This is a genomic window from Nitrospira sp., assembly GCA_016788885.1.
Taxonomy (GTDB): domain Bacteria; phylum Nitrospirota; class Nitrospiria; order Nitrospirales; family Nitrospiraceae; genus Nitrospira_A.
This window is the reverse complement of the sequence record JAEURX010000018.1, coordinates 96,309-109,372: the sequence shown is the minus strand read 5'-3', so window position 1 is coordinate 109,372 and position 13,064 is coordinate 96,309. Positions and strand designations below refer to the sequence as shown.

The 13,064-nt window shown below is 58.0% G+C and carries 12 protein-coding genes; 10 read left to right on the top strand and 2 right to left on the bottom strand.

Translation table 11 applies throughout. From position 1 onward, the window contains the following. The first annotated feature begins 17 nt into the window (after nucleotides 1–17). The 3 genes from flgL (at nucleotide 18) to JNL86_05895 (ending at nucleotide 1,711) form a co-directional block, all read left to right on the top strand. Complete coding sequence (gene flgL / locus JNL86_05905) at nucleotides 18–908, top strand: flagellar hook-associated protein FlgL (protein ID MBL8042437.1); 891 nt, start codon at nucleotides 18–20, stop codon at nucleotides 906–908. A gap of 74 nt (nucleotides 909–982) precedes the next feature. Continuing rightward, nucleotides 983–1,228: a carbon storage regulator CsrA gene (gene csrA / locus JNL86_05900; GenBank protein MBL8042436.1), complete on the top strand. Its 246-nt coding sequence runs from the start codon at nucleotides 983–985 to the stop codon at nucleotides 1,226–1,228. Between the two features lie 9 nt (nucleotides 1,229–1,237). Beyond that, complete coding sequence (locus JNL86_05895) at nucleotides 1,238–1,711, top strand: flagellar assembly protein FliW (protein MBL8042435.1); 474 nt, start codon at nucleotides 1,238–1,240, stop codon at nucleotides 1,709–1,711. A 121-nt stretch (nucleotides 1,712–1,832) separates the two neighbouring features. Here the strand turns inward: JNL86_05895 and JNL86_05890 are convergent, their stop codons facing one another. Both JNL86_05890 and JNL86_05885 read right to left on the bottom strand, forming a co-directional pair. Then, the gene (locus JNL86_05890) at nucleotides 1,833–4,673 is read right to left on the bottom strand and encodes a response regulator (GenBank protein ID MBL8042434.1); all 2,841 of its coding nucleotides are present in this window, start codon (nucleotides 4,671–4,673) and stop codon (nucleotides 1,833–1,835) included. Then, entirely contained in the window at nucleotides 4,670–5,926 is a 1,257-nt protein-coding gene (locus JNL86_05885; GenBank protein ID MBL8042433.1) for a DUF3391 domain-containing protein, read from the bottom strand. Before JNL86_05885 ends, JNL86_05890 begins: the two co-directional genes overlap by 4 nt. Before the next feature lie 214 nt (nucleotides 5,927–6,140). Here JNL86_05885 and JNL86_05880 point away from each other — a divergent pair, with 214 nt between their 5' ends. The 7 genes from JNL86_05880 (at nucleotide 6,141) to JNL86_05850 (ending at nucleotide 13,055) form a co-directional block, all read left to right on the top strand. Further along, on the top strand, nucleotides 6,141–6,854 hold the full coding sequence (locus JNL86_05880) for a flagellar brake protein (GenBank protein MBL8042432.1): 714 nt from the start codon (nucleotides 6,141–6,143) through the stop codon (nucleotides 6,852–6,854). Between the two features lie 195 nt (nucleotides 6,855–7,049). Beyond that, nucleotides 7,050–8,243, top strand: coding sequence for an aminotransferase class I/II-fold pyridoxal phosphate-dependent enzyme (locus JNL86_05875; protein ID MBL8042431.1), 1,194 nt, complete (start codon nucleotides 7,050–7,052; stop codon nucleotides 8,241–8,243). 46 nt (nucleotides 8,244–8,289) lie between these two features. Next, nucleotides 8,290–9,237, top strand: a complete 948-nt coding sequence (locus tag JNL86_05870; protein MBL8042430.1) for an NAD(P)-dependent oxidoreductase — start codon at nucleotides 8,290–8,292, stop codon at nucleotides 9,235–9,237. 30 nt (nucleotides 9,238–9,267) lie between these two features. Beyond that, nucleotides 9,268–10,338, top strand: coding sequence for a kinase (locus JNL86_05865; GenBank protein MBL8042429.1), 1,071 nt, complete (start codon nucleotides 9,268–9,270; stop codon nucleotides 10,336–10,338). 2 nt (nucleotides 10,339–10,340) lie between these two features. Then, on the top strand, nucleotides 10,341–11,069 hold the full coding sequence (locus JNL86_05860) for an NTP transferase domain-containing protein (protein MBL8042428.1): 729 nt from the start codon (nucleotides 10,341–10,343) through the stop codon (nucleotides 11,067–11,069). A 10-nt stretch (nucleotides 11,070–11,079) separates the two neighbouring features. After that, on the top strand, nucleotides 11,080–11,967 hold the full coding sequence (locus tag JNL86_05855) for a transketolase (GenBank protein ID MBL8042427.1): 888 nt from the start codon (nucleotides 11,080–11,082) through the stop codon (nucleotides 11,965–11,967). 71 nt (nucleotides 11,968–12,038) lie between these two features. Then, nucleotides 12,039–13,055 (top strand): hypothetical protein, encoded by a 1,017-nt coding sequence (locus tag JNL86_05850; GenBank protein ID MBL8042426.1) that lies wholly within the window; start codon nucleotides 12,039–12,041, stop codon nucleotides 13,053–13,055. Nucleotides 13,056–13,064 lie beyond the last annotated feature (9 nt).

Genomic DNA, 13,064 nt, shown 5'->3' with positions numbered 1-13,064 from the left:
CACCGGGAGCAGGTATTATGAGAGTCGCCGATCAACAGATGTACAACACCCTGCTCGGCAATCTCCAACGTTCCCGGCTACAGATGCTGACCTCACAGGAGCAGATCTCCAGTCAAAAACGCGTCGCTACGCCGGAAGACGATCCAAGTTCGTACGGCCAGATCGTGCTCGACAAATCTGCGTTGTCACAAACCAACCAATGGATTCGTAATATCAATTTTGGGACGTCGCGCGTGAACGCTGCCGATCAGGCATTGGGGCAAGTCCAGACTCTCATCACCCGGGTTCGCGAACTGACCATTCAAGCAAGTAGCGATACGACTTCCGCAGAAGGACGTCAAAGCATTGCGAAGGAAGTCCGGCAGCTGCAGCGACAATTGGTTCAGCTCGGCAACACGGAAGTTGCAGGGCAAGCCGTGTTCGGCGGAACCAAAACCAACGTCAGCCCCTTTGTGGTCACCACCGGCGATACGGTGACCTATCAGGGCAACACCGAGACCCAATCGATCTCCGTCGGTGAAAACCAAACCGTGCAAATTCTCGTTCCGGGAAGCAGCATCTTCACGGGCGGCACCACGAACATGTTCGATTCGCTTCGAGACTTGCTTGCCGCACTCGAAAGCAACAATCGCTCGAGCATTCAAGCCGGAATCGGCAATCTTGACCTGGCCACGGCACAGATCAGTGATGCGCAGGGGACGGTCGGAGCGCTGGCCAACCGCCTGCAAGTGACCCACGACGCGCTGGATACAGCCACATTGACGATTTCCAAAGCGATCTCCGACAATCAGGATGCCGATCTTGCCACAGCGATCAGCCAGTTGAGTCTCCAGCAAGTTGCGGTACAGGCTGCCAGCCAGACATTCAGCAAGATTTTTGATGCCTCGTTACTGAACTATCTGCCGTAACTAACGCTTAAGTTCATCCCTATCTCAACCGATATACCCAATGTACCCGTATTCACACGCCAAGGAAGGCTTGTATGCTGGTCTTAACACGACGTCGGGGAGAGGGTGTTACCATCGGGCCCGATGTCCGCATCGTGGTGCTGGGCATCAAAGGCGGACAGGTTCGGCTTGGCATCGAGGCACCACCCAATGTGCAAGTCCATCGAGATGAAGTACATGCGAGAATCCAGGATGAGAATCGCATCGCGGCAGGGCCAGGAGTCATTCCCCTGGAAGCCTTCCGCCAATTGTCCAACAAAACCAGCCGCCGGGGAGGCTGAACGCTATTTATGAAGTGTCAGTCGACCAGATTCGGCACGTTTGAGGTCAAGGACGACACGCTGCTGGTGTTTCCCTCCGGCATCCTGGGCTTTCCAGACTGGACCACGTATGTGATGCTGGACCATGATACGGATGCCCCGTTCAAATGGCTGCAATGCGTCGACGCGCCGGAACTGGCCTTCGTCGTGATGGATCCGGCGTACTTTAAGTCGGATTATCAGATTACGATTACGACGGATGCCTTGATCGAGATTCAAAAAGCGGAAGAGGACGAGTTGTCGGTCGTGACAATTCTCACCATTCCCTCTGATGATCCCACCGCAGTAACTGCCAACCTGCGGGGCCCGCTGATCATGAATCACCGGACCAGACTCTGCAAACAATTGGTGCTCTCTGAAGATCTGCCTACGCGCTACCCTCTCTTTGCTTCCTCTGCACAGAATCAGACCTCTTCTGCAGCCATACCGGCATCCGTCCGCTAACTCATCGCTTCAGACCAACACGCGTCTGATTTCGTGACACATGATCGTTTCGGCATGTCGTCGTATGGCGACGAGGCGATCGGTCCAAGCGTCGTCCGACTGGTGCCAGTGGACAACGAGGTTAGTGTGAGGCAGGAGGCGTGACTTGGCGTGACAGGACAGGAAGCAGTTCTTGAACAGTGCGGTCGAGTTGGACCAGGAGGGAAGGGGCTTCAGTCAGCGTCCCCAGGCGACCGGTCGCTTCCAGTTGGCCCGCCACCAAGACGACGTCCGGCGCGCAGAGGTTGGCGGCGGTGCCCTTAAGGCTGTGAGCCGCCCGCTCCAGGGCGGATGCATCGGCTTGCCCGATTGCGGTTTCGATGTCTTTCATCAAGATGCCATGCCGATCCAGAAACAGTCGAATCAACTGGTCAAACAATTCGGCATCCCCGCCGATGTTGGCCAACATCGCCGCCGCGTCAAACACGCGTGCGTCGCCCATGGACATTTCCCGTCGCGGCATCGGGGCAGGGGCGTCGGCAGCAGTCGGCAACGGCGCCCATCGCTGCAGGATAAGACCGAGATCATCCGTCTTCACCGGCTTGCTCAAATAGTCGTCCATGCCCGCAGCTTTGCATCGCTCTCGATCCCCGGGCATGGCATTCGCGGTCAACGCGATGATGGGGATGTGCGCTCGCTTCTGGGCATCACCCGATTCCTGCTCTTGCTTGCGAATGCTCCTCGTCGCTGCATAGCCGTCCATCGTGGGCATCTGACAATCCATCACGATTGCGGCATACGATTCCCGTTCGAACGCCGTAACCGCTTCCTGGCCGTTGGACACGACGTCCGGCTGATAGCCGAGTCGATCCAGCATGCGGACAGCCAACTTCTGATTGACGACGTTGTCTTCTGCGACCAGAATTCTCGGGCGTGGAGCCTGCTCAGCCAACGTATGCCTGGTGATGAGAGGCGGGGCGGCCGGCTGGAGTTTTCCGGTTCCGGATGTGACCGGTCCGGATCCCTGCTGTAACCCGAATACGACTCTGAGGCAGCCCTGGAGTTGATCGTGACGAACCGGCTTCGTCAAATACGCAGCAAACCCTGCACGACGAGCCCGCTCTGCATGTCCGGGTTGAATCAGCGAGGTCAAGACGATCAACCGAACACCCGCGCCCTGTGGATGGGTCTTGATGTCTTGCGCCAATTGCAGGCCGTCTTTATCAGGCATCAGCATGTCCAGCACGGCCGCATCGTAGGGTTGTCCCTTGGCCGCGGCTTGCGTCAGCAGCTCCATCGCTTCGGCTGCATTGCGAGCCTGACTGTCTTGCATGCCCCATCCTGAGACCAGATGATGCAGAATCGTACGATTCGACTCATTGTCATCGACGATCAGAATGCGACGGCCACTCAATTCAGCAGACGGGACGATGGCGGGTGCGCAGACGAGTTGCTTCTGGAAGAGAGCCGTGCACCAGAAGGTCGTTCCTTCCCCGGGCCGACTGCGTAAGCCGACCTGACCGCCCATCAACTCCACCAGCTGCTTGGAAATCGCGAGACCCAGGCCGGTGCCGCCATACTTACGCGTGGTGGAGCTGTCGGCTTGCGCAAAGGCTTGGAACAGTCGTCCCTGGACTTCTTCACTGATGCCGATGCCGGAGTCGGTCACCTCGAACTTGATCGTCACGCCGGCCGGAGTGTCGCTTTCCAGAAATGCCTGTAACGTGACTTCGCCCTTTTCGGTGAATTTGACCGCATTCCCTACGAAATTCGTCAGCACTTGCCGCAGGCGGCCTGGGTCGCCTCGAAGGGCATTCGGGACGGACGCATGCACCAGACCGGTGATCTCGAGCCCCTTCCGCTGAGCGCGTTCGGCGAATTGAGACAAGACGTCTTCGACCGTGGTACGCAGGTGAAAGTCGAGGCTTTCGAGTTCCAGTTTGCCGGCTTCGATTTTGCTGCATTCGAGCACATCATTGATCAGCGACAGTTGGGCTTCACCACATTGTTGGATCGTGTGTGTGAAGGAGCGTTGTTCTTCCGTCAACGGCGTGTCCAGGAGCAAGCTCGCCATGCCGATGACACCGTTCATCGGCGTCCGCAGTTCATGCGTAATCATGGCCAGGAACGAGGATTTCGCTAGCGCCGCCGATTGGGCCTGTTGCAATGCCTGATCCAATTGCCGATTACTTTCTCGAAGATGATCGGCTGTGGCGTTCAACGCGCGATGGGTGGCGTAGACTTCCGTGAGATCGATGCCGTACGCGCGCACGAGATGATTGCTGGGCACCGGGCAGAGTGTCCAACTGTAGCAGACCTCGCCACGGACTACGTCTTGCGAACGGAGCGTCCGTCCCTCGAGTAAACAGGTGGCAACCAGAGTGGGAAGGTTGTCCGGAAGAATGTCCGGTCTGCCGCTCAGGTCGTATCCGAACCGACAGAGCACCTCCACCATGGCAGGGTTCACGTAGAGGATGTTTCCATCCCGATCGATTTCGACGATCGGGTAGGGACTTTCATCGGCCACAGTGGCGAGCCGGTCACGATCCGTTTCCAATTCGCATTCGCGAGTCACATCGCAAAGCGTCAGCAGTGCGGCGACACCCGGGATGCCGGATACCCGTAGTTGCTCCCATTCGATCAAGGCAAATGCAGGGGAGTCGGTGTCATTCGTCGCGGTCGCCCCCATCGAATCGGCACCCGCACTTCCCGGCACTTTCCACACACCCGACGATCGCAGTGAATCGTGTAGTTCGACCGTCTGTCCCAGGAGATCGGAGAGGGTATAGTGTGCGCAGTCTTCCGGCTTCCGGTGAAAAAGGCGGGCGGCCGTACGGTTTGCGAATATGACGCGCGAATCGGCTGCCAGAAGACAGACCCCCAGAGGCACGGCATCCCAGAGGAGATACAATGCTTCAATGGGAAGGTCAGGGCCGCCGGGAGGTTGCGCATGCGGAAACGGGGACTGTGACCGAGGACTCATACGGACGCTCCACCCACCGCAAGATCGAGGTATTGCGGTAGGTCTATATGTTCCGTGCCGGGATCCAGCGCTCGGAGAATGGATCGAGTCGGCTGATCGGACGGTTGGTTTTGAAGATCGATATCCACGGGCTGGTGCTGACGTTCTCCATCGACACCCTTGATGATACGGATTCGCGGCCGTAATCGATCTTCATGGTTCAGACCGATCACCACCGCGCATTCGTTGGTGTTGAGCTTGATGAGACTTCCCAAGGGATAGACACCCAACACTTTGATCGCCACCTCAACCAGGGTCTTATCGTACCGGCCTTTGGCGCCCAGCACGAAGAGCTGTCGAATGGCATCGTGGGGTAGCAGGGGCGGGCGGCCATATCTGGTCGTGACCAGATCATCATACGCATCCGCCAGTGCCATCAGTTGAGTGAGGGGGGAAATCGCGCCGGCCTTCACCAGTTTGGGAAAGCCGGTTCCGTCCTGAAATTCGTGATGTTCGGCAATGATTCTGGTGACCGTCTCCGGCACTCGGTCGACTTGCGCCAAAACACTGGCCGCCAATTGCGGATGTTGCCGCATCAGCACCTGTTCCTGCTCCGTGAGCGCGGAGGTCTTCCGATAGAGGTTCCGCGGTAGCCGGACAAATCCGATATCGTGCATGAGCGCGCCCAGTCCGAGCGCTTCCATCTCATCTTCCGTACACTTATTTTCCACCGCCAGAATGAGCGTCAGGACGCACACGTCCATACCGTGGTTGGCGAGCGTGCCGTCAAAGCGGCGCATCTTATCCAGACAGAACTGAATCATCATCGCTTCCGGCTGTTCGATAATCTGCTTCAGCAGGTCGCGCACAACCGGCTTCAAGGCCACAATCTTGGGTGGTTGACCGGCCTCGATATCGAGGAAGACGCGTTCGACCGCTTCCATCGCTTGTCGGTACACCGCCGCAGCCGCCGCGGCTGGAGATGGAGGCTCGTTGCTCTGAGGAGTCGTAGGCTCTGCAGGAGCAGGGGACGCCTGCTCTTCGACGACTGCCGCACTCGACTCCGGCGCAGGGGCTGCGCCCACGTCCAGTCCGCGCTTCGTATCGATGGTGACGATGTGAATGCCGTGCCGTTTGAGTTGAACAATGTCGTCGGGGTTGGTGACCAGCCATTTGTGGAGCAAAAACGGCGTTCGGTACCAGGGTTGATCGAGGCCCGCGATAAACATGCCGACCGTGAGCTGATCAATGGAAATGCGTTTAGTCGAGTCCATATCCGAGTCAGGCTGAATCCGCGCAGGGACGGCGTCGTCGGTAAACGGTATCGGTGCGTTCAGTTGTCGCGGAATATATATCGGTAGATCTGAGGAGGTCCTTTACCGGACAGGCAGCGCCACACGCCCTGCGCACTTCAGGTTGTGCACGTCTCGACCGATACCGGTGATGAGGGTGTGTCTGTGCCGTACCGTACATGTGGGGAGCAGAAGAATGACCGACCTGATCGTGCATCGTCACCCCGCGTCGTTTCTCGAGGTCGGACTTGCGCTTCAGCTGAGCCTGGTCGGGGAAGACACGGGAGCGCAATATGGCTCCACGGTACTCGGCTGGAAACATCGAAGTTGGATCATCTGTGAATGGCCGTTTCATTTCGGGCAACCGATTCCCTGTGCGGCCGGAACGTCGTGTCTGCTGCGGTATATCCATGCCGGACGTATCATCGGGTACCGCACTGAGGTGTTGCAGGCGCTGATGCAGCCGTTTCCATTTCTCCTTCTGGCATTTCCTTCGACGATCGAAGCCGTCTCGCTCCGCAAGCATGGACGGGTGGTGGCGCAGGAACCGGTGGTGGTATTGCAGCTGACCGGTGGCTCGCGCGATCCGCAAGCCGCTCATCAACCGCGTATCGGTGGACTCCTGACGGACCTGAGCGCATCGGGATGCGCGATACGTCTGCAGCGGCCGATGCAGGACTTTTTCCCCGGTCTGGTCTTGCGCGTAGAATTCGAAATCGTTGGGACCGGCCACGTCAACAATCTGACGGCAGTCGTGCGAAACGTGTCAATGCAGGCCGACGGAACAGTCCTGGGGCTGGAATTCCGTTTCGATGGAAAAGAAACCATCGAGTACCGCGGGTGGGGCGGATCGGTCAGAAAAGCCCTCGAATCTTTCGTGCTGCAAAAACACTCCTTCGAATCCGCCTAGACTGCAGCGGCTTCCAGCGACTGGGAATTTTTTGCCCGGCCTTCTCTGCCGATCTCCTCTGAACTCCTGAAACACCCCTGTTTTCGCATGTGCCGCCCGCTCCGGGGGATGGCATGCATCTTGATTAGTCTCCTCATGTCACCCCTCGTCCTGTGACGAGGCTGAGCCTGATTTGACGCGGAGGGGACGATCACCATGACGCTTCATGCCCAGAGTGCCAAGTTGAATCCACGATGGAGCCTTGCGCAGGACACGATCGACCGTCAGGACATCGACCGGTTGATCGACTGGCTGAAAACCTATCCACGCCTCACCAAGGGGGCGCTCACGTTGGATTTTGAGCGGCAATGGGCCGAGTGGTTGGGGCGCCCCTATGCCGTACATTGCAATTCCGGCTCATCCGCCAACTTGCTCATGTATTACGCCTTGCTGCGTTCAGGAAAACTGCGAAATACACAGGTTGTCGTTCCCAGCGTCGGGTGGGTGACGTCGATTGCCCCGGCCATGCAATTCGGCTTCACGCCGTTGATGTGCGAGGCAGACCCGGACACCTTCGGACTCGACCTGAATCATCTTGAAGACCTGCTGAAGCGGCACCAGGCGCAGACCGTCCTGCTGGTGCAGGTCCTGGGCGTTCCCCATCGCATGCGCGAATTGCAAACCTTGAAAGATCGTTATGGGTTTTATCTTCTCGAAGACGCCTGTGCGGCGATCGGCGCCGAATATGAAGGCAAGAAAGTCGGCACCTTCGGCGACATGGCCAGTTTCTCCTTCTACTTCGGCCACCAGATGTCCACGATCGAGGGCGGCATGGTGTCGTGCAGCGACCGACAGTTTGCCGATCTCCTGCTGATGCTTCGCAGCCACGGATGGAGCAAGGACGTGCCGTCCGCACGGCATCAGGAACTGGTCGACGAATACCAGATCGACGACTTTCACTCACCCTTTGTCTTTTACGAGCCGGGATTTAACCTCCGTTCGACGGATCTCAATGCCTTTCTCGGCATCGAACAGCTGCGCAAGCTCGATTGGATGACAGGGCGGCGACAGGCCAATCACAATCGGTACCTCGAACAATTGGGGAAGCGGTTTTACACACAACGTCCCCCTCAGCACAGCAAAGTCGCAAGTATTTCGTTCGGCCTGCTCGCCGATTCCTCTGATCAACGCAAACGCATCGTCCGGGCACTGGTCGCCGAGGGCGTGGAAACGAGAATTTTCTCGGCCGGCAATCTGGGCCTGCACCCGTTCTGGATGAATCGTTACGGGAAGGCCAGTTTTCCCGTGGCGGACCGGGTCCATCACTGCGGATTTTTTCTGCCGAACCACGCCTCGATGACCGACCAGGATGTTCTGCATATTTCCCGGATCGTCCTGGAAGCTGCATGAGGAGGGGAGTGACACATCGGCAGACTCAAGGGGAGCTCGTACAGTCATGACGACAGGTTCAACACAAGTCCTCATCACCGGTGGAGCCGGATACCTCGGCTCCGTACTGACCAGACAACTGCTCGACCGGGGTTATGCGGTCACCGTCCTCGACAATTTCCTCTACCGGCAAAACAGCTTGATGGACTGTTGCGCCGAAGAGCAGTTTCAGGTCGTGCGAGGCGACTGCCGAGATGAACGGCTGCTGACAGACCTGCTGCGCAAGGCCGACCTCATCATTCCGCTCGCCGCTTTAGTCGGAGCACCTCTGTGCGACAGAGACCGGGTAGGGGCCTATACGGTAAATTTCGAAGCCGTCCAGCTGCTCTGCAAACTCTCGTCGCCTCGCCAGCGGATTATCTTTCCCGTCACCAACAGCGGGTATGGCATCGGCCAACCCGGCGTGCCGTGTACCGAAGATTCGCCGCTTCGCCCTATCAGCCTGTACGGCGAAACAAAGGTCAAGGCGGAGCGTGTCGTGTTGGATCGCGGCAACGCCATTACACTGCGACTGGCGACCGTGTTCGGCGTGTCGCCGAGGATGCGCATGGATTTGCTGGTCAACGATTTTGTCTGGCGAGCCGTGCACGATCGAGCAGTGGTCGTGTTTGAAGGCCATTGCAAGCGGAACTACATCCATATTCGCGATGTCGTGCGCACCTTCCTGCATGCGATCGATCATTTCGAGGAGATGAAAGACCGGCCATACAACGTCGGATTGGACGACGCCAATCTCTCGAAGTTGGAGCTCTGCCGGGAAATCCAGCGCGTGCTCCCGCAGTTCGTGTCATTCGAGGCGCCCATCGGCGAAGACCCCGACAAACGCGACTACATCGTCTCGAATCAACGACTGCTGCACACCGGGTTTAAGCCGGAATGGTCGCTGGAGCGGGGCATTCGCGAGCTGATCAAGTGCTACACCGTCGTCAAAGCGGGGCAATACGCCAATGTGTGAGTCCCCCGCGAACCGTCAGGGAGGGCGAGGATGATCATCAGCCGAACGCCATTCCGTATCTCCTTTTTCGGTGGCGGCACTGATTATCCTGTCTGGTTCCGCGAACATGGCGGAGCGGTGCTCGCGACGACCATCGACAAATATTGCTACATCAGCTGCCGGCAGTTGCCGCCGTTCTTTGAACATCGCACCCGCATTGCCTATTCGCGCATCGAACTCGTGAACAACAATCAAGAGATCGAACATCCGGCGGTGCGCGGCGTGCTCAAGTACCTCAATATCGACGACGGGTTGGAAATTCATCACGACGGTGATTTGCCGGCGCGAACCGGGTTGGGTTCCAGTTCCTCCTTCACCGTGGGGTTGCTGCATACCCTGTATGCCTTGCAGCACATTATGCCTAGCAAGGCCCAGTTAGCGCAGGCCGCGATTCATGTCGAGCAGGATGTGTTGGGTGAAGCCGTCGGCTGCCAAGACCAGGTCCTGGCGGCTCATGGCGGGCTATGCAAGGCCACGTTTTCCCAGAACGGGGACATCGGACATACCCCGATCATCATGCGTCCAGAGCGCCTGGCGTCGTTCCAAAGCCACCTGCAACTGTACTTCACGGGGTTTTCGCGGATCGCTTCCGAAGTGGCCCGCGAGCAGATCGATCGCACGAAACATCGGCAAGTCGAACTCTCGGCCATGTTGCAGATGGTGGAGGAGGGCATTGCGATCCTCACCGGTGATCGCGACATCGCCGACTTCGGCACCATGCTGCACGAGGCCTGGATGCTCAAACGACGGTTGACCTCGCGCATTACCACTCCGGCCATCGACGAGATCTACACGGCGGCAAGGGAAGCGGGCGCACTCGGCGGGAAGCTGCTCGGAGCCGGAGGGGGTGGGTTCATGTTGTTCTTTGCCAGGCCCCAAGACCATGAGCGTATTCGATTGGCCCTCCCGGGGCTCTTACAAGTGCCTTTCAAGTTTGAAGGTCTGGGCACACAGATCGTGTTCTATCAGGAAGATCAACTCATGTTGGACGATGTCTGGGCACAAAGCTCGGCACAGACCGCCACGCAACTCAAATCCGCGCTTATCGGAAAGGCAGCGTGACGATGAGCCGTGTTGAGGATTGTGATGTGATCATTCTCTGTGGCGGCCTCGGCAGTCGTCTGCAATCCGTCGTGGCGGATCGTCCGAAATCAATGGCGGACATCCACGGCAGACCATTCCTGTCGTTCCTCCTCGAACATTGGGTTCGACATGGGGCGCGTCGGTTCATTTTCAGCACGGGATACATGGGCGATCAGATCGAATCGTGGGTTCGGGCAGAAGGGGGTCTCTATCAAGCCTCGTTTGTACGAGATCCTCAGCCGCTGGGAACCGGGGGAGCCTTGGCCCAGGCGTTTAGTGTGGCGCGCAGTCAACGGATGTTCGTTGTCAACGGTGATTCGTTCTGCGACGTCGATCCTGCAAGACTTTTGCGGTTTCATGTGATGAAACGGACGCAGGGCACAATGGTCGTGACAATTCCCGATGACCGATGTGATGCGGGAAACGTCGTGCTGGGACGCGACGACCGGGTCTTGTCGATGGTGGAGAAACCTGGGCGGGGCACACGAGGCTATTTCAATGCGGGTGTGTATGTGTTTGAGCAGTCCGTTGAGACACTGTTCCCGGAGACTCACGTGTGGTCGCTCGAGCGAGAGTTCATTCCGCGGTTAGTTTCGGAGTCACTGTATGGATTTGTGACCGCCAGCCCGCTGTTCGATATCGGAACTCCTGAACGGCTGGCGGTGTTTACACACAGGATGGGCCTATGTGGATCGTTGCAGAAACTTTAGGAGGACATCAATGAAAACAGCACAACTCACATCGGGTTCGCAGGCCAAATCTTCGGACATGGAAGTTCGGTTGCGACGGAAGGCGCAATGGGTTCGCTCGACGGTCCTGGAGATGGCGGTCAAGGCGCACAGCGGTCACATCAGTACAGCATATTCGCAGACCGAACTGTTGGTTGCACTGTATTACGGCGGCCTCCTGCGATTTGATGCGCAGAATCCCAAATGGAACGGGCGAGACCGGTTCATCCTCAGTAAGGGGCAGGGTGGAATCGGCTTGTATCCGATTCTGGCGGACCTGGGGTATTTCCCGTTGTCCGAACTGGAGAATTTTGCCGGTGTTGGAAATCTCCTTGGCGTCCATGCCGAATGGAACATCCCGGGAATCGAAGTCATCACCGGCTCCCTGGGTCATGGGCTTCCGATCGCGACGGGGATGGCCGAAGCGGCCCTGATCAACCGAGAGGAACACATGGTGGTCTGCTTCCTCGGAGACGCCGAATTATTCGAGGGCTCCAATTGGGAAGCGGCCATCTATGCCGGGCATCGCGGCTACCGGAATCTGGTCTGCATTGTAGACCGGAACGGACAGGGCGTGCTTGGTCCCACGGACCCTGCCGACCGACGGCTGGCCTCCGACAACCCGCGTCTCAATCCACTCGATAAAAAATTCAAGGCGTTCGGGTTCGAGACTCGCGTGATCGACGGCCATTCTTTCGCTGAGATCTTCGAGGCGTTTCGCGATGTGCGCTCGCCGAAACGCAAGAAACCATTGATGATCATTGCCAACACCCAGAAGGGGCATGGGGCGTCGCTCATGGAGGGAAAGCGCTTGTGGCATTACCGGGTGCCGGAAGGGGCGGATCTCGAATTGACCAGACACGACATCAATAATAAGTGACCCCCAGACCATCCGAACGCCATGGGCGGACAGCCCTACGACAACCTCGTCGATGACGAAAGGAAGCATCCATGGGATCGACCAAGTTCATATTAGGTATGCGGGATCAGTTCTTCAACGAATTGTATAAGTTGTTCCAAGAAGACCCCCAGGCGATTTTCATCACGGCCGATAACGGGGCACCCACGCTCGATCAGTTCGCCCGCGACTTTCCCGATCGGTTCTTCAACGTCGGGATCGCGGAGCAACAATTGATCGGCATGGCCTGCGGCATGGCCTTCGAGGGAAAGAAAGTGTACGTCTATGCCATCGCCCCATTCGTCAGCTTGCGTTGCTACGAACAGGTCAAATTGGACGTATGCGCCATGAATCTTCCGATCGTCCTGATCGGCGTGGGGGCCGGGTATGCCTACGACATTATGGGGCCGAGCCATCACACGGTGGAGGATGTCTCCATCATGCGTGCCCTTCCCAACCTGAAGATCTACAGCATGGCCGACGGGACTAGCGCAGCCGAGCTCGCCTCGGTAGTGCATCACGACCGATCGCCTCAATACATCCGCTTTGATCGCGCCGGCCTCCCAGAAGTGTACGCGGGACGCCGTATTGAGATCGCGCAGGGACTGACACAGCTGCGGTCAGGAGATGACGTCTGCATCCTGACATCCGGCGTGATGGTGCATCAGGCGTTGGCGGCAGCCGATCTCCTGCACGAGAGTGCGGGCCTGAACGTGGGAGTGATCGACGTGTTCCGGTTGAAGCCGCTCAATGGCCATGCCTTGAAGCAGTACTTGAAGAATGTTGCCCGCGTCGTAACCCTTGAGGAGCATTTGCTGGCTGGTGGCTTGGGCAGCCTCGTCGCCGAATGGATGATCGATGAGGATAGACACATTCCGACGATGCGAATCGGACAGGACGATCGATTCGTTTTTGATTACGGCGGGCGCCAGGCGATTTGGGAAAAATATGGCCTGGATGTCGGCGCTGTCGTCTCACGTATTGCCGGTTGGGTGCGTGGAGACCATGAGAAGGCCAAGGGCGTGCAGCCAGTCTCGACCCATATGGCGCCACACGGCGCCGCCTACTAAGGAGGGGCG